This is a genomic window from Serratia sp. CoH_134_PS_4, from assembly GCF_058190535.1.
Window position 1 is genome coordinate 1 of record NZ_JBXWKI010000012.1, and the last position, 16304, is coordinate 16304.

At 52.2% G+C, this 16304-nt stretch carries 16 protein-coding genes and 1 other annotated feature; of the genes, 5 read left to right on the forward strand and 11 right to left on the reverse strand.

Going from position 1 to position 16304, the window contains the following annotated elements; genetic code table 11:
* The first annotated feature begins 171 nt into the window (after window positions 1–171).
* The gene (locus AC2FCQ_RS18005) at window positions 172–2385 is read left to right on the forward strand and encodes a glycosyltransferase (RefSeq protein ID WP_490308763.1); all 2214 of its coding nucleotides are present in this window, start codon (window positions 172–174) and stop codon (window positions 2383–2385) included.
* A gap of 83 nt (window positions 2386–2468) precedes the next feature.
* On the opposite strand, the gene AC2FCQ_RS18010 is transcribed toward AC2FCQ_RS18005, so the two are convergent.
* From AC2FCQ_RS18010 to hisL, 10 genes are all read right to left on the reverse strand, one after another.
* Window positions 2469–3110, reverse strand: a complete 642-nt coding sequence (locus tag AC2FCQ_RS18010; RefSeq protein WP_490308762.1) for a hypothetical protein — start codon at window positions 3108–3110, stop codon at window positions 2469–2471.
* Between the two features lie 157 nt (window positions 3111–3267).
* Complete coding sequence (gene hisIE / locus AC2FCQ_RS18015; protein WP_404759987.1) at window positions 3268–3882, reverse strand: bifunctional phosphoribosyl-AMP cyclohydrolase/phosphoribosyl-ATP diphosphatase HisIE; 615 nt, start codon at window positions 3880–3882, stop codon at window positions 3268–3270.
* Window positions 3876–4652: an imidazole glycerol phosphate synthase subunit HisF gene (gene hisF / locus AC2FCQ_RS18020; RefSeq protein WP_061807141.1), complete on the reverse strand. Its 777-nt coding sequence runs from the start codon at window positions 4650–4652 to the stop codon at window positions 3876–3878. The genes hisIE and hisF overlap by 7 nt, the downstream gene beginning before the upstream one ends.
* Entirely contained in the window at window positions 4634–5371 is a 738-nt protein-coding gene (gene hisA, locus AC2FCQ_RS18025) for a 1-(5-phosphoribosyl)-5-[(5-phosphoribosylamino)methylideneamino]imidazole-4-carboxamide isomerase (protein WP_490308761.1), read from the reverse strand. The genes hisF and hisA overlap by 19 nt, the downstream gene beginning before the upstream one ends.
* Before the next feature lie 5 nt (window positions 5372–5376).
* Window positions 5377–5967, reverse strand: coding sequence for an imidazole glycerol phosphate synthase subunit HisH (gene hisH, locus AC2FCQ_RS18030; protein WP_209632484.1), 591 nt, complete (start codon window positions 5965–5967; stop codon window positions 5377–5379).
* Window positions 5967–7034 (reverse strand): bifunctional histidinol-phosphatase/imidazoleglycerol-phosphate dehydratase HisB, encoded by a 1068-nt coding sequence (gene hisB / locus AC2FCQ_RS18035; RefSeq protein WP_209632485.1) that lies wholly within the window; start codon window positions 7032–7034, stop codon window positions 5967–5969. Before hisB ends, hisH begins: the two co-directional genes overlap by 1 nt.
* The gene (gene hisC, locus AC2FCQ_RS18040) at window positions 7031–8119 is read right to left on the reverse strand and encodes a histidinol-phosphate transaminase (RefSeq protein WP_209632486.1); all 1089 of its coding nucleotides are present in this window, start codon (window positions 8117–8119) and stop codon (window positions 7031–7033) included. The genes hisB and hisC overlap by 4 nt, the downstream gene beginning before the upstream one ends.
* Window positions 8116–9423: a histidinol dehydrogenase gene (gene hisD / locus AC2FCQ_RS18045; RefSeq protein WP_209632487.1), complete on the reverse strand. Its 1308-nt coding sequence runs from the start codon at window positions 9421–9423 to the stop codon at window positions 8116–8118. The genes hisC and hisD overlap by 4 nt, the downstream gene beginning before the upstream one ends.
* 4 nt (window positions 9424–9427) lie before the next feature.
* The gene (gene hisG, locus AC2FCQ_RS18050; protein WP_012006049.1) at window positions 9428–10327 is read right to left on the reverse strand and encodes an ATP phosphoribosyltransferase; all 900 of its coding nucleotides are present in this window, start codon (window positions 10325–10327) and stop codon (window positions 9428–9430) included.
* 70 nt (window positions 10328–10397) lie between these two features.
* Window positions 10398–10524 (reverse strand) — a sequence feature (His leader region).
* Complete coding sequence (gene hisL / locus AC2FCQ_RS18055) at window positions 10500–10547, reverse strand: his operon leader peptide (RefSeq protein WP_101495319.1); 48 nt, start codon at window positions 10545–10547, stop codon at window positions 10500–10502. (Overlaps the previous feature by 25 nt.)
* A 229-nt stretch (window positions 10548–10776) precedes the next feature.
* Between hisL and AC2FCQ_RS18060 the strand changes: the two genes are divergently transcribed.
* The 4 genes from AC2FCQ_RS18060 to AC2FCQ_RS18075 all read left to right on the forward strand — a co-directional run bounded on the left by AC2FCQ_RS18060 (window position 10777) and on the right by AC2FCQ_RS18075 (window position 15248).
* On the forward strand, window positions 10777–11601 hold the full coding sequence (locus AC2FCQ_RS18060) for an SDR family oxidoreductase (protein ID WP_209632488.1): 825 nt from the start codon (window positions 10777–10779) through the stop codon (window positions 11599–11601).
* A gap of 276 nt (window positions 11602–11877) precedes the next feature.
* Complete coding sequence (locus AC2FCQ_RS18065; RefSeq protein WP_265555256.1) at window positions 11878–12567, forward strand: ABC transporter ATP-binding protein; 690 nt, start codon at window positions 11878–11880, stop codon at window positions 12565–12567.
* Window positions 12568–12643: 76 nt separating this feature from the next.
* Entirely contained in the window at window positions 12644–13576 is a 933-nt protein-coding gene (locus AC2FCQ_RS18070; protein ID WP_490308760.1) for an ABC transporter substrate-binding protein, read from the forward strand.
* A 19-nt stretch (window positions 13577–13595) separates the two neighbouring features.
* Window positions 13596–15248, forward strand: coding sequence for an ABC transporter permease (locus AC2FCQ_RS18075; protein WP_245209736.1), 1653 nt, complete (start codon window positions 13596–13598; stop codon window positions 15246–15248).
* A gap of 67 nt (window positions 15249–15315) precedes the next feature.
* Here AC2FCQ_RS18075 and corA read toward each other — a convergent pair whose 3' ends face one another.
* Window positions 15316–16296 (reverse strand): magnesium/cobalt transporter CorA, encoded by a 981-nt coding sequence (corA, locus tag AC2FCQ_RS18080; protein WP_490308759.1) that lies wholly within the window; start codon window positions 16294–16296, stop codon window positions 15316–15318.
* Window positions 16297–16304: the final 8 nt, after the last annotated feature.

Here is a 16304-nt window from a genome sequence, read left to right on the forward strand (position 1 = left end):
GAAAGCGTGCGTATTGCCTGAAAACACAACCCGCTACGGGGGAGACTTACCCGAAATCTGATTTATTCAACAAAGCCAAGTATCTGGTGTTCGACAAGACTATAGCAGTGTAAATATTTTGATAAAAATAATCAGCGCAAGTTATTAGAATGATAAAAGGATGAGTTTTTTATGAAAAAGGTTCTTATAGTTACTCCTGATATTGAAGGTCCAATCCGTAATGGAGGAATTGGAACAGCTTTTACCTCACTAGCAGTGAATATGGCGAAATCGGGCTTTGATGTTGAGGTGCTGTATACCTGCGGTGATTATTCAGAATCTGGCGAAAGAAAAACAGATCATTGGGTTGGAATCTATGAAGGACACAATGTTAAATTGATGGTTCTTCCCCCATTGAAAGAAATAAATATTGATGCGCCGTATTTCAGAAGGAAAAGCTATAACATTTACGAATGGATGAAGGGCTGCGAAAGCGCTCATTATGACGTAGTGATAGCTTGTGAATGGCAAGCCGACCTTTATTATACGCTTTTAGCTAAAGAACAGGGACTGTTCTTTACCGATACTAAATTCATCATTAATACACACAGTTCGACACTGTGGGCTGATGAAGGAAACTATCAACTTCCTTACGACCAAAATCACATGGAACTTTATTTCATGGAGCAAAAGGTCGTTGAAATGGCAGATGAGATTATTAGCCCTTCGCACTATCTTTTGGATTGGATGCGCGATAAGAAATGGGTACTACCTGCCTCGAGTCAGGTTATTCTCAACTGTGAACCATTTTCTATCAGCCCAACTGATGACGAGATCGTTCCCAAAAACGCAAGGAAATCGGCTTCAGGCATTGAGCTAATCTTCTTTGGTCGCCTGGAAACGCGTAAAGGGTTAGATATTTTCCTCCGAGCTTTGCATAACCTAAAAGAAGATGAAGTGGCTAAAATATCTGCCATTACATTCATGGGAAAAGGGGTTGTGGCTGAAGGTTTCAACTCTATTGAGCATATTAGAACCAAAACAGATTCGCTTGATACTAAAGTAAATATCATTACCGACTATGATCGTAGTCAAGCTGATGCCTATATTAAAAAAGACAATGCTCTTGTCATTATCCCTTCTTTGGTGGAAAACTCACCGTACACGGTCTATGAGTGCTTGATCGGAGGAGTGAACTTTATTGCCTCGTCTGTTGGAGGAATTAAAGAGCTTATTCCTGAAGAAAATCATTCTGATATTATATTTAACCCGACACCGAGCTCACTTTATCAGAAGATTATTTTTAGGCTATTAAACCTCACGATTAAATCGAATTTGGTACAGGATGTTGAGGAAATTAAAACATCGTGGGTTAATAAATTTAACGAATCTTTCGAGAGAAGTGGGCCTTCTGTTGATGTAAATCAGGAGCCACTAGTCAGTGTATGTCTGGTGCACCACGATCGAAGTCACCTGCTGCAACAAGCTATTGCATCTTTAAAAACACAAACGTACTCGAATTTTGAAGTTATTCTCGTCGATGATGGCAGTATTAAAGAGGAGTCCCGACGCTACCTTGATCTATTAAATAAAGAGTTTATGGCTAAGGGATGGAAGATTATAAAAAGCTCCAATAATTACTTGGGAGCAGCAAGAAATCTAGCGGCGAGACATGCATCTGGTGAATATTTAATCTTCATGGATGACGATAATGTGGCTAAACCGTATGAGATTGAAACATTCGTACGCGCGGCCGTTCACTCAGGTTGCGATTTGCTGACTACGCCAAGCGATTTGATTTATGGCGATGAATTCCCATCACCATTCCGTAAGATGAAAGATTGTTGGCTTCCGCTGGGAGCGGATCTAAATGTGGCTAGCTTCGCAAACTGTTTTGGTGATGCGAATGCAATGATTAGAAAGAGCGTCTTCGACAACGTTGGTGGTTTTACTGAAGATTATGGTATTGGTCACGAAGATTGGGAATTCTTCTGCCGTGTGGCTTTGGCAGGGCATAAAATTCAGTTGGTGCCTGAAGCCTTATTCTGGTACCGCGTCGCTAACAGCGGTATGTTGATCAGTGGGAATAAGGGTAAGAATAACTTCCGTAGTTATCGCCCATTCATGTCCCCTGATAATCAGATCCAATATACGATGGGGTTGATTCCATCCTTTATGGATAAGATCAATCGGTTGGAACGTGATTTGGCTTTCTACCGCAGTAACCCGAATGTTAATGGTTCAGCAGAAATTGGTGTGATCAATGAGAAACTCGATTACCTAATCTCCCAGCAGAGAGATGGTTGGGCTCACGATCGTTTCAATGCCCTATTTTCTGCTGTGAATAAGAAGGGTTTCTTCTATCGAGTCGGTCGTAAAATTTTTAATACTCTTCGGGGACGTTAAATCTAAAAGGAGACGCCGCTTACTGCGGCGTTTTTTATTTACAGTCATAAACATATTCTCAGAAACCGTTCTTTTATTCTTTCCTAAATAATGCCGATAGCATTATTAATTATTTTATCCCATCCTTCGATAGAAATATTATCTGCTTGGCTATAGTCGGCAAATCGGTCAATATAGGAAACTAGCACGTTATCATCATTATGTTCTATCGTGCCTTGCTTGTTGATATCATCGCTTTGAAACACTACCAGTATTTTGGTTTTCCCGAACTGATTAAGTTTATCTGCTAGTTGCCTGATAACAGACATGTCAACCTGATTGTTGTTTTTCTTGATAACGAAAACTCGATTTCCTTCTTTTAGTGATATTCTGAACTTGTTGACTAAATAATCTATTTTCTCTTTTTCTATCAAGTATTTTTCTTTTATTTCTTTATCATCGCCTTCAAAAAACCAATTCCCTTCTATTTGGTGACTGTATAGTTCTGTGTGGAAAATAACGCCGTTCGCATTGTCAATTAACATGTTTTTCCAGGTGGGTTGAAGGTTGTCTAGTCTATAAAATCCATCAAAATCACCGACGATTAAATTTAAAACATCCCGGTAATCCTTTATTAGCGACCAACGGAATAAACTACCATTTTCAATGCCTTTTGAACGAAGATAAAAACCGAACTCACAATTGTCACCCATGCTTTCAAAGCATGAAAGTTTTTCGTTTGCCATATCATCAATCCTAACGTGTTATTTAAATGTCAGTTTCAATATAAGATCAAAACGGTTTTTTTGAAAAAAAAGGTGTTAAAATGTGACGGTAAACAGCGTAGTCAAATATTGGAAGCATTGAGGCACGAAAAAATCGTGCCTCGAAGACGATAGGTAATTACTTTTGGTGCCGCTCGCGCAGCCGGCCAATCACCTTGCTCAAGTCCAAATCCTGATCCTGCAACAGCACCAACAGGTGATAAATCAGATCAGAAGCTTCGTTGGTCAACTCTTCACGATCGTTTACCGTGGCGGCCAGCGCGGTTTCCACGCCTTCTTCGCCCACTTTCTGCGCGATGCGTTTGGTGCCGCTGGCGTACAGACTTGCCGTGTAAGAGCTGTCTGGGCTGGCGGTCTTGCGTTCAGCCAAGAGTTGTTCCAATTGATAGAGGAAACCCCAATCGCTGTTGGCTGGGTAGAAACAACTGGTGTTACCCAGGTGGCAGGTGGGGCCGATTGGGTTCACCAAAATCAGCAGCGTATCGTTGTCACAGTCCGGGGTGATACTGACCACATTGAGGAAGTGCCCGGAACTTTCCCCTTTAGTCCACAGCCGTTGTTTGGTGCGAGAGAAGAAAGTGACTTTGCCGCTTTGCTCCGTCGTGCTCAGGGCTTCCTGGTTCATATAACCGAGCATCAACACTTCGCCGGAGACGGCGTGCTGCACGATAGCGGGCATCAGGTTGTCGGTTTTTTCCCAGTCCAGCTGGTTTCTCTGTTGTTCTGTTAACACACGCGAATCTCCACGCCTTGTTCGACCAGGAACCTTTTCAGGTCGCCAATATTAATGATTTGTTTGTGGAATACTGACGCAGCCAGTGCGCCATCAACGTCCGCATCACGGAACGCTTCCAGGAAGTGCTCCATGGTGCCTGCGCCGCCGGAGGCGATCAACGGCACCTTACAGACTTCCCGTACCTGTCGCAGCTGTTCCAAATCGTAACCGTTGCGCACGCCATCCTGATTCATCATATTCAGTACAATTTCGCCGGCACCGCGTTTTTGCACTTCTTTAACCCAATCCAGGGTTTCCCACTGAGTGACGCGGGTACGGCTTTCATCGCCAGTGTACTGGTTGACGTGATACTTGCCGGTTTCGCTGTCAAACCAGGTATCAATACCCACAACAATGCATTGCACGCCAAAACGATCCGCCAGACGGCTAATCAATGTCGGGTCAGCCAACGCCGGAGAGTTGATAGAAATCTTGTCGGCGCCGAAAGAGAGGATCTGACTAGCATCTTCCGGACTTTTGATGCCACCCGCGACGCAGAACGGGATATCGATCACTTCTGCTACCCGTGATACCCAGCTTTTATCCACAACCCGGCCGTCGGAGGACGCGGTAATGTCGTAAAACACCAGTTCATCTGCGCCTTCTTGCGCATAGCGCTGCGCCAGCGGTACGATGTCACCGATGATTTCGTGGTTGCGGAACTGCACGCCTTTTACGACTTGCCCGTCTTTAACATCCAGGCAGGGGATTATCCGTTTTGCCAGCATGCGATAGCCTCCTCAACGCTAAACTTACCTTCCAGTAGGGCACGCCCTACAATCACACCCTCAACGCCACTGCCACGTAGCTGGGCAATGTCGTCCAGATTGCCGATGCCGCCGGACGCCTGGAAGGCGATCTGCGGATAGCGCCGGCTGATTTCCTGGTACAGTGCGACGTTGGAGCCGGCCAGTGTACCGTCACGGGAAATATCGGTGCACAGTACATGCTTCAGGCCATAAGGCAGGAATTGTTCAACCACCTGTTCCAGCGTGGCATCAGAGTTTTCTTGCCAGCCACTGATGGCTACGCGTTTGGTGCCGTCGGCATCGATGCGTACATCCAGCGCAAGCACCATGGCATCAGCGCCGTAACGTTCAAACCAGCCTTGCACCAATTGCGGTTGTTTTACCGCGGTAGAGCCGATCACTACGCGAGAGGCACCGGCCTCCAATAAAGCAGAAACGTCTTGTTCATTACGAATGCCGCCGCCAACTTGCACCGGCACATTAACGCCTGCCAGCAGTTTGCGCAGCAGAGGGATCTGGCGTGCAGTAGGATCTTTGGCACCGGTCAGATCGACCAAATGCAATACCTGCGCACCTTGTTGTTGGTAGTCCTGCAAACGCAGCAGCGGATCGTTGCCATAGTCGCGTTGCTGGCCGTAATCGCCCTGATGCAAACGCACCACGTTGCCGTCGATCAAGTCCAAAGCCGGAATAATCATGCTGCCTACATCTCCAGAAAGTTTTTCAACAGTTGCGCACCGGCCGCGCCAGATCGCTCTGGATGAAACTGCACGCCGAAGAAATTGTCTTTTTGCACGGCGGCGGTGAAGGGCTCGCCGTAGTTCGCCTGGGCGATGGTGCTTGGGCATATCGGCATCGCATAGCTGTGAACGAAGTAGAAGTAAGCACCGTCTTCGATGCCGCGGAACAGATGATGGCCTGCCTGAGCAGAAACCTGGTTCCAGCCCATGTGCGGCAGCGGCAGGCCGAAGTCGGTCATCTGTACCACCGGGGTATCGATAATGCCCAGCGTATTGATGCCACCGTTCTCTTCGCTGCTTTTTGCCAGCAACTGCATACCGAGGCAAATGCCTAACACCGGCTGGGTACAGGCCTTAATCAGTTCAATCAACTCGCGCTGTTTCAACTGATCCATGGCGGCCTGCGCGGTGCCGACGCCGGGTAGAAAAAGCTTGTCGGCACGCAATACGATCTCCGGGTCACGGCTCACCTCTGGCTGGTAACCCAACCGCTGCACCGCGTAGGTGACCGAAGACAGGTTGGCGCAGCCGGTGTCCAAAATCACCACGTTCATCACAGCACTCCTTTCGAGCTCGGGAGGGTGTTGCCCTCTACGCGGATTGCCTGGCGCAGCGTACGACCAAACACTTTAAACAGGCTTTCGACGCGATGATGGTCGTTTTTGCCTTTGGTTTTCAGGTGCAGCGTGCAGCCCATGGTGTAGGACAATGAGCGGAAGAAATGCTCGACCATTTCGGTGCTGAGATCGCCAACACGCTGGTAGTTGAACTCGGCCTTATATTCCAGGTGCGGACGCCCGGAGATATCCAGTGCGCAGCGCGCCAGACATTCATCCATCGGCAATACAAAGCCGAAGCGTGCAATACCGCGTTTGTCGCCCAGCGCCTTGTTTAATGCTTCGCCGAGTGCCAGCCCGGTATCCTCTACCGTGTGGTGGTCGTCAATATACAGATCGCCTTTCACATCGATATCCATGCGGAAACCGCCGTGGGTGGCTATCTGATCCAGCATGTGGTCGAAGAAGCCAACGCCCGTTTTGATCTTGCTGCCACCTTCACGATCCAGCCAGACATTGACGTCTATTTGGGTTTCTTTCGTTACACGGTTAACTCGCGCGTGACGATCACGCTGGGTCAACTGGCGAACGATCTCCTTCCAACCCAGCGTTTCACGTTGATAACGCAATCCCTGAATACCCATGTTTTCGGCCAACTGTACGTCGGTTGGCCGATCGCCGATCACATAACAATGGGCCGTTTCCATCACGCCAGGCTCGAGGTAGCCCTTCACTAGCGCGGTTTTCGGCTTGCGGCAGTCGCAATTATCCGCAGGGAGGTGCGGGCAAATCAAAATATCGTCAAAGTGAATGCCTTGCGAACTGAGGATCTGCATCATCAGGTTGTGCGGCGGGTCGAAGGTTTCCTGCGGGAAACTGGCGGTGCCGAGCCCATCCTGATTGGTGATCATCACCAGCTGATAACCGGCCTGCTGCAAAGCCAGCAGTGAAGGGATCACGTCCGGCTCCAGCGCAAGCTTATCCAGACGATCAACCTGGAAGTCTTCTGGTGGTTCGGCAATCAACGTACCGTCACGGTCAATAAAGAGGATTTTTTGGCTCACATTGGCTCCTGGCGAGTCTTGTTGGCGCCGGGCAGGGCTGACAGCGCGTCAACCACGCGTTGGCATTCATCACGGGTGCCTATCGTAATACGCAGGCAGCCGGATAACCCGGGCTGTTTATTTTGGTCTCTTAAGATAATGCCCTGATCCCACAAGGTTTTAAACACATTACTTGAAGCGGTGAAACGTACCAGCAGGTAATTACTGTCGCTGGTGAAAACCTGCTCGACGCAGGCGCAGTTTTGCAGCGCCTGCTGTAGCACACTGCGATTTGCGGCGATCTCTGTAACCCGTTGACGCATCACGCGGATGCCTTCGGTGCTGAGCGCTTGCGCAGCGATATCTGCGACCGGGGTAGACAGCGGATAAGGGGCGATCACCTTCAGCAGCAGGGCGATCAGATCTTCATTACCCAAGGTAAAACCACAGCGTAAACCGGCCAACGCAAAGGCTTTGGATAAGGTACGCAGAATAGCCAGGTGCGGGTAGTCGCTCAGCCAGCCAGCCACACTGGCCTGCGGGCAGAATTCGATATAGGCTTCGTCAACCGCGACGATTGCCTTGCCTTTGGCCATTTCCAACAGAGTGCGCAAATCGTTCGGGTCGATCAGGTTGCCGGTCGGGTTATTAGGGCTGCAGACGTAAATCAGTTTAACGTTGTCCAGGCTGTCGGCGATGGCGGGCAAATCCAGTTGCCAATCCTGCTTGGCCGCCACGGTGCGACGCTCCACGCCAAAGGTTTCAGCGCTGACGGCGTACATCCCGTAGGTCGGTGGGCAGAACAGGATGGCGTCTTTACCCGGCTCGCAAAATGCGCGGATCAACAGCTCAATGCCTTCATCGGCGCCGCGGCTGACCAGCACCTGTTCCTTTTTAACCCCGGCGTAATCGGCGTAGCGCTCGATTACCCGCGCCGGTTGACACTCCGGGTAGCGGTTAAAGGTCTGCGCGGTCAGTTGAAATTCCGGGGCGATCGGGTATTCGTTGGCGTTCAACCACACGTCGCCGTTCCCCCCCAAGCGGCGGGCTGATTGATACGGGATCAGCTCGCGAACGTTGGCGCGTGCCAGATTTTCAATGCTCATGCTTGCTCCTTCAGTGCGGCAACGCGCAGGGTTACGGCGTTTTTGTGGGCAATCAACTGTTCGGCGGCGGCCAGCGTTTCAATGGTGGCAGCCAGATTCATGAAGCCCTGCGGCGTAAGCTCCTGCACCGTCATGCGCTTCTGGAAATCCGCCAAGCCCAAGCTCGAACAGGTGGCGGTGTAACCATAGGTCGGCAATACGTGGTTAGTGCCGGACGCATAATCACCGGCAGACTCCGGTGACCAGTCACCGAGAAACACCGAACCGGCGCTGGTGATGCTGTCGACCAGGGCGCGGGCGTTGCGAGTCTGAATAATCAGGTGTTCCGGGCCATACTGATTGCTGATTGTCACGCATTCGGCCAAATCTTTAGCGACGATCAATCGGCTGCTGGCCAGCGCTTGCCGTGCTGTTTCAGCCCGCGGCAATTGCGCCAGTTGTTGTTCTACTGCTTCAGCCACGGCCTGCGCCATTGCGGCATCGGGTGTTAACAGGATCACCTGTGAGTCCGGGCCGTGTTCCGCTTGTGACAGCAGATCAGAGGCAACGAATGCCGGGGTCGCACCAGCATCGGCGATCACCAGTACTTCAGAAGGGCCGGCTGGCATATCGATGGCCGCCCCGTCCAGACGTTGGCTGATTTGGCGCTTGGCCTCGGTGACAAAAGCATTGCCCGGGCCAAAGATTTTCGCCACACGCGGCACCGAATCGGTGCCGAATGCCATGGCAGCAATTGCCTGTGCGCCACCGACCTGAAACACTTCCGTCACGCCGCAAAGTTGTGCGGCATACAAAATTTCATCGGCAATCGGTGGTGGGGAACATAACACCACGCGACGGCAGCCGGCGATGCGTGCCGGTGTCGCCAGCATCAAGACGGTAGAAAACAGCGGGGCAGAGCCGCCGGGAATATACAGACCAACCGAATCGATCGGGCGGGTTACCTGCTGGCAACGCACACCTGGCTGGGTTTCTACATCAACCGGCGGCAGCTTTTGCGCATTGTGGAAGGTTTCCACGTTGGCAACGGCTATTGCCATTGCCTGCTTGATCTCGTCCCCCAGACGCGCGCTTGCTGCGGCGATCTGCTCGGCAGTGACGCGTAACGCACCGACTTCTGTTTTATCAAATTTGGCGCTGTATTCACGCAGCGCCTGATCGCCATTGGCCTTCACGTTGTCGAGAATGTCGCTCACCGTGCGGGTGATGCTGTCCGAGGCGGACATCGCCGGGCGCATCAACAGCGCTGTGCGCTGTTCGGCGCTGCAGTCTGCCCATTTGACCAGAGTATTGAAGTTCGGCATGGCGTTACTCCATCATCTTCTCAATAGGTAACACCAGAATCGAACTGGCACCGAGCGCTTTCAGTTTTTCCATGGTTTCCCAGAACAGAGTTTCACTGCTCACCATGTGCATTGCGACGCGGTTTTGCGCACCGGCCAGTGGCAGGATGGTAGGGCGTTCGGCACCCGGCAGCAGCGCGACGATTTCGTCCAGACGCTCGCTCGGGGCGTGCAACATGATGTACTTGGATTCGCGCGCCTGAATCACACCCTGAATACGGGTCATCAGGCGGTCGATCAATTGCTGTTTGGCTTCGGGCATTTCGCCGTCGCGTTGAATCAGGCAGGCTTTCGAGCGATAGATGACTTCAACTTCACGCAGGCCGTTGGCTTCCAGCGTAGCCCCTGTGGAAACCAGGTCACAGATCGCATCGGCCAAGCCAGCACGCGGTGCGACCTCGACTGAACCGTTCAACAGGCAGGACTTGAAACGCACGCCTTGCTTGTCGAGGTACTGTTTCAACAAGTGCGGGTAAGAGGTGGCGATACGAGCATCTTGCAGGCTCTGTGGGCCGGTGTATTCACTGTCGAGTGAGGTAGCCAGCGACAGGCGGCAACCCCCGAAGTCCAGGCGACGCAGAGTGAAATAGCGCGGGTCTTCACCCTGGGCGCGGCGAGTGAGCAGCTCTTCTTCCAGCACGTTCTCACCAATAATGCCCAGATCAACCACGCCGTCCATCACCAGGCCCGGGATGTCGTCGTCACGTACGCGCAGGATATCAATCGGCATATTCTCCGCGAAGGCAATCAGACGCTGTTGCTGCAGGTTAATTTTGATCCCACAGCGCGCCAGCAACTCCTGGGATTCATCACTCAGGCGGCCCGATTTCTGCATTGCTATCCGTAAACGTGTTTTGTCCAGCATGGTAACCTCTGTTTAATCTGTAAATTTATGAATTTATTTTAAAAATTATTTTTTCTGTCTGTCCGGAGCCAAAAAAAAACCCTCGGAAGAAATCTTCCGAGGGCTCTCTCTTGCATTCTGCGCGCCACTGGAAGATTAAAAAACCGTCTTCCAGCACTCATCGCCTGAAAGACTAGTCAGGGTGATGGTGATGATGGTGGCTGAACTGAATGCGTGTCATGGTGTTTTCTCTGTATAAAGTCGCTACAAACTCAATTGCTAATTAACCTAAACTATCCGCTGTCTGTCGCGCAACCCTTTTTTATCGTCATAAATTTAATTTATTGAAACAGGTTGAGTTATTAGCCAGACGCGACTTTACCTAAGCTTAAGCAGAGTAGATTGTATCACCCTACGGAGTGGCGTAGCCTTAACGGGCAAAGCGCTGCAATCTTCAAGAGAGGAAGATAATGAAAAAGGTCGCCATTATTGGTTTGGGCTGGCTGGGGATGCCGTTGGCCTTGTCGCTGATGAGCCGTGGTTTTGACGTTGTTGGCAGTAAAACGACGCCAGACGGCGTTGAAGCCGCGCGGATGAGCGGCATTGAATGCTATCAGTTGGAAATGACGCCAGAGCTGATTTGCGAACCGGACGATTTGGAGCCGCTGCTGCGCGTTGACGCGCTGGTAATAACGTTGCCAGCCCGTCGCACGGTTGAAGGCAGCGAGAACTACTTTAATGCGGTGCGCATGCTGGTGGACAGCGCAATGGCATTCGGTGTGCCACGCATCCTGTTTACCAGTTCAACCTCGGTGTACGGTGAAACCACGGGTACGGTACGTGAGGATTCTCCGCTGAAACCGGTGTCACCGTCGGGGCAAGTGTTGGCCGAGTTGGAGCGCTGGCTGCATGAATTACCCAATACCTCAGTGGATATTTTGCGTTTGGCGGGGTTGGTGGGGGTTGATCGCCATCCAGGGCGTTTTCTCGCTGGCAAAGTCGATGTCAAGGGGGGCTCACAAGGGGTCAATCTGGTGCATCAGGACGATGTGATCGCTGCCATCCAACTGTTACTGAAATTACCGAAGGGTGGCCACGTGTATAACTTATGTGCGCCGGGCCACCCGACAAAACGCGAGTTTTACCCGGCATTGGCTGAACAGTTACACCTGACGCCGCCGCAGTTCGCCGCCGAAGCTGAGCAAGACGGGCGATTGGTCGACGGTAGCCGCATCAGCAATGAACTCGGATTTGAGTATCAATATCCCGACCCTGCGCGTATGCCGCTAAATTAATCGTTTGAACATGCCCTGCCGATCGCGGGGCATTTTTTTATGTTGTCATCTGAGCGTCTTCATACTGTAACTCAATCGTCTTACCTCCTGCCTACAATCGCTTTTCCGATATAAAGTCCCAAAGAGGATGACCCATGTTATTAATGCATTTCCTGCCAATGGTGCGGGCGGTTGCCCCATGCCGGTATCTCTCTCAAACTGAAGTTTGGGGTCCGCTATCTACGTTATTTATCCAGCCACGTTGTTCTCTGCGGCCCGAGCATTGCGGCGGTTGTCATGAGCAATGACGCACGCGGGCCGGTATCCATTACCACATCAGGGTTGTGTTATCGCATAGCGGGCCAACCGATCCTGCAACAAATCGATTTGACCATTCCCGCCGGGTACACGCTGGCGCTATTGGGGCCTTCCGGCTGTGGAAAAAGCACCTTACTGAAGCTGCTAGCCGGATTGTTGCAGCCGGAACAGGGCAGCATTTCGTTTGGTGAGCAGAAGGTGGCCGACGCGCGCTACAACCTGCCACCGGAACAACGCAATTTGGGCATGGTGTTCCAGGATTACGCCCTGTGGCCGCATATGAGCGTGGTGCAGAATGTGGCATTCCCCCTGAAAATGCGTGCTATTGAACGGTCGCAGTGTCAGCAACGGGTGCTGGCCGCACTGGATCGCGTCGGTTTAGTGGATTTGGCCGATCGACGCCCAGCCGAATTATCAGGGGGGCAGCAGCAGCGTGTCGCGCTGGCGCGGGCAATTGTCGCAGAACCGAAGGTACTGCTGTTTGACGAGCCGCTTTCAAATCTGGATCGCGACCTGCGTGAATCTTTGTCCCATGAAATGGCCTCTCTTCTACGCCAGCTGCGCACCACCGCGGTGTACGTCACTCACGATCGCAATGAAGCGGCGGTGTTGGCGAATCGCGTGGTGCATATGGCTGACGGGCGCATTGCTGAAATTACCTCCCTCTAATGGCTTAAGGATAAATAACATGTTCTTTCAACAACGTATTTCAGGCCGTATTGCAAACACAGGAGTCGCCCTAGCTATGGCATTGTCCTTCGCCATGATGAGCAACAGCGCACAAGCGTTGACGCTATATACCGCAGGACCCGGATCGTTGGCCAAGAAACTGGCTACCGGTTATGAAAAGCAAAGTGGGGTCAAGGTTGATATTTTCCAGGCCACCACAGGAAAGGTGATGGCGCGCCTAGAAGCCGAACAGGCGAATCCGCGGGCGGATGTACTGATTTCTGCCTCCTGGGATACCGCGACGGATCTGCAACAACGGGGGTGGTTATTGGATTATCAGAGCCCTAATGCAGCGGAAGTTCCGGCGCAGTTTAAAACGCCGTCCTACGTGGCGCAGGGGATCTCGGCCCTGGGGATTGTCTGGAACAGTAACAGTGGTACGCCGGAGCCAAAAGACTGGCGCGATCTGGCGCAGCCAGCGTTTAAAGACAAGGTCACTACGCCCGATCCTGCGCTTTCTGGTGCTTCCCTTGATCTGCTGTTGGGGTTGCAACACGCCCAAGGCGAACAGGCCTGGCAACTGTTTGAAAGCTTGAAATCCAACGGTGCCATCATTGCTGGGCCGAATGCGCAAGCGCTGACACCGGTATTACAGGGTGCTAAAGCGGCAGTGTTCGGTGCGGTGGACTACGTCTCTTATAACAGCATGGCGGAAGGTGAAGCGATCAAAGTTATCTTCCCATCGAGCGGTACGGTTATTGCGCCAAGACCGATGATGATCCTGAAGTCGACTCAACATGCCGATCAGGCGCGGGCGTTTATCGACTATGTTCTGTCTCCGGAGGGGCAACGGGCGGTAGCGGATGCGTGGTTAATGCCTGCACGACAAGATATTGATGCCAAACGTCCGCTGTTTAAAACACTCACGTTGTTACCACAAGGGGACACTCCAGCGGGCTCACGTTCAGCCGTGCTCGATCGTTTCGCCACGCTTTTTGGGCAACGATAAATTGCGTGCAGGTGGAATGATGAAGCGTGCGCTGCTGCCTGGCACCACGGTGGTCGTTTTGTTGTTGTTGGTCGCCATGCCAATGTTATTTGTGCTGTTGCAAGCCGTATTTCCAGCATTAGCGCAGGGATCGTTGGCGAAGCCTTTCAGTGCTTTTCCCGCGTTATTGGCGGACTCGACGTTGTTCAGGCAACTGAGCGACACGCTGTGTGTTGGCGGAGGCGTAGCCTTGGTCAGCGCTGCACTGGGTATACTGCTTGGCGCGCTGCGGGGGCTGTTTGCATTGCCCTATGCGCGATTGTGGGATCTGCTGTTTCTGATCCCTTTTTTGCTCCCGCCTTACATTGCGGCGTTGTCATGGATGTTGGCATTGCAACCCAGTGGTTATCTGGAGCAATTACTGCCAATACGCTTAAGTGGACTGTTGTTCTCACTCCCGGGGGTGATCCTGGTGATGTCGCTGAATATCTTCCCGGTGGTGTATTTTGCCGTTTCCCGCAGCATGGCGGCAGCGGGAACCAGGCTGGCGGAAGTCGCGCGTGTGCATGGTGCCGGGCCGTGGCGTGCATTTTGGCGTATTAGCTTGCCACTGGCTGCTCCGGCTATTGCGGCCAGCGTGCTGCTGGCCTTTACGTTAGCGATAGAGGAATACGGCGTACCGGCAGCATTGGGCGCGCGAGCGGGTGTCCTGGTGCTGACGTCGGGTATCGAACAACGTCTGGCTGATTGGCCTATCGACCTGACGGGTGCGGCAATATTATCGTTGATTTTGGTCGGGTTAGCATTGAGCGCGTTTTGGTTACAACGCGCCATTGCTGGGTCGATGCAAGTAGAAACCACCACGGGAAAACCGATCACGATATCGGTACGATCGCTCGGACGCTGGCGTTGGTCGGTTGTCATGTTGTTTAGCATAGTGGCATTACTGGCGGTGGGGTTACCGTTGGCGTCAATGTTGGTTACGGCTTTTTCCGCCACGCTTTCTGGTGGGGTATCGTGGAGCAACCTTACGCTAGGGCATTTCACCCCATTGTTTGAGCCGGACAACGATGCCTTTTCAGCGTTAAGTACCAGCTTGTCACTGGCGTTAGGGGCGGCATTGCTGACCGGGGTTGTCGGTTTTCTGGCCGCATGGTTGGTGGTCGGCAAACGCGTACGCGGCGCCGTGCTGATTGATGTACTGTCATTATTGCCGGCGGCATTGCCAGGTATCGTTGTTGGAGTGGGGTTGATTCTGGCCTGGAATCGCAGTTTTTGGCCGTTGTCACCTTATAACACTTGGGGCATCTTGCTGCTTGCTTACAGCTGTGTGCTGTTGCCTTATCCGGTGCGCTATGCCAGTGCGGCACTGCGTCAGATTGGTGGCAACGTTGAGGCCGCGGCTCGTGTGCATGGCGCTTCGCCGCTGCAAGCGTTGCGATGGGTCATGTTACCTTTGGTGTTTCCCAGCCTGTTGGCGGCAGCGATGTTGGTGTTTGCCGTCTCGGTGCGGGAGTTGGTGACCTCGTTGCTGCTGTCTCCGGCTGGCGTGCAGACAGTGTCTGTTTTTGTTTGGCGTCAATTTGAACAAGGCTCGGTAGGGGATGGTATGGCGATGGCGAGTGTCGCGGTGGTGCTGAGCTTAACGGTGATGTTGCTGGCCATGAGGCTGCATCAACGGCATAGCGGCTGACCGGCGGTGGTGAACTGATCCGATGACGCTGTGAAAGCGGGGCTGTGTACAACAGCCCCGTTATTGGCTAGAGCCAGCCGGATTTTTTCAGCTTCTGATACAGGAAGAAGCAGCCGACGGCGGTCACCCCGAGAATCGTGTGATAGGCCCAGGGGAACTTCAGTTCCGGCATATTGGCAAAGTTCATCCCATACAAACTGAATATTACCGTTGGGATTGCCAGAATTGCTCCCCAGCCGGCGAGCCGTTTCACGACTTCATTCTGTTTCACGGTGACGAGGGCCAGATTGACGTGCATCGCGTTGGTCAGCATTTCGCGCATGTCGTCGATGTTACTGACAACCTGGCGCGCGTGGTCCTGCACGTCACGCACATAGGCGCGCAGTTCTTTCGGGATCACCTCTTCATGCAGGCGAATAAGCTGGTTGCAGATCTCCTCCATTGGCATTGCCGCATTGCGCAGGGCCAGCAGGTGTCGCCTCAGCGTATAAACGTTCTCAATGGCAGCCTCGTCAAACTCTGACTTGAACATGTTGGCTTCGATGGCTTCGATATTTGCCTCGAACCTTGCCACGACGCTGCGGTAGTTATCCACCACAAAGTCCATCACTGAGTACAATGCAAAACCCGGCCCGCGGCACATTTGTTTATGGTTTTCTTCAGCCTTGGCACGAATTGGCGCGTAGCTGGGGGATGCACCATGGCGTACCGTGATCAGGAAATTCTTGCCCACGAAAAAGTGTGTTTCACCGTACTCGACTTCGTCTTTACCCCACTGTGCGGTTTTAACCACGATAAACAATGAATCACCGTAGGTTTCGAGTTTCGGGCGCTGGTGGGCGAACAACGCGTCCTCAATGGCCAGGTCATGCAGCCCAAACTCTTCCTGCACCTTGCGCATGAAGGCGTCTTCCGGCTGCCATAAGCCGAGCCAGACAAAGGTATCCGGTTGTTTCACTACCTCACTGATGTCGTCAATGGTCACTTCACCTAGCCGTTTACCGGCTTTGTATGCCACGCAGTTCACAACCATGGTTGTGGTTTCCATCAGGTCAC

What these genes read in the sequence shown, in the direction of transcription:
- AC2FCQ_RS18075 (WP_245209736.1), top strand. Translation starts at nt 13,596, where the DNA reads ATGAAGCGTGCGCTGCTGCCTGGCACCACGGTGGTCGTTTTGTTGTTG.
- hisD (WP_209632487.1), bottom strand. Translation starts at nt 9,423, where the DNA reads ATGCCGAACTTCAATACTCTGGTCAAATGGGCAGACTGCAGCGCCGAA.
- hisA (WP_490308761.1), bottom strand. Translation starts at nt 5,371, where the DNA reads ATGATTATTCCGGCTTTGGACTTGATCGACGGCAACGTGGTGCGTTTG.
- AC2FCQ_RS18060 (WP_209632488.1), top strand. Translation starts at nt 10,777, where the DNA reads ATGAAAAAGGTCGCCATTATTGGTTTGGGCTGGCTGGGGATGCCGTTG.
- AC2FCQ_RS18070 (WP_490308760.1), top strand. Translation starts at nt 12,644, where the DNA reads ATGGCATTGTCCTTCGCCATGATGAGCAACAGCGCACAAGCGTTGACG.
- hisC (WP_209632486.1), bottom strand. Translation starts at nt 8,119, where the DNA reads ATGAGCATTGAAAATCTGGCACGCGCCAACGTTCGCGAGCTGATCCCG.
- AC2FCQ_RS18010 (WP_490308762.1), bottom strand. Translation starts at nt 3,110, where the DNA reads ATGGCAAACGAAAAACTTTCATGCTTTGAAAGCATGGGTGACAATTGT.
- AC2FCQ_RS18005 (WP_490308763.1), top strand. Translation starts at nt 172, where the DNA reads ATGAAAAAGGTTCTTATAGTTACTCCTGATATTGAAGGTCCAATCCGT.
- hisF (WP_061807141.1), bottom strand. Translation starts at nt 4,652, where the DNA reads ATGCTGGCAAAACGGATAATCCCCTGCCTGGATGTTAAAGACGGGCAA.
- corA (WP_490308759.1), bottom strand. Translation starts at nt 16,296, where the DNA reads ATGGAAACCACAACCATGGTTGTGAACTGCGTGGCATACAAAGCCGGT.
- AC2FCQ_RS18065 (WP_265555256.1), top strand. Translation starts at nt 11,878, where the DNA reads ATGAGCAATGACGCACGCGGGCCGGTATCCATTACCACATCAGGGTTG.
- hisG (WP_012006049.1), bottom strand. Translation starts at nt 10,327, where the DNA reads ATGCTGGACAAAACACGTTTACGGATAGCAATGCAGAAATCGGGCCGC.
- hisH (WP_209632484.1), bottom strand. Translation starts at nt 5,967, where the DNA reads ATGAACGTGGTGATTTTGGACACCGGCTGCGCCAACCTGTCTTCGGTC.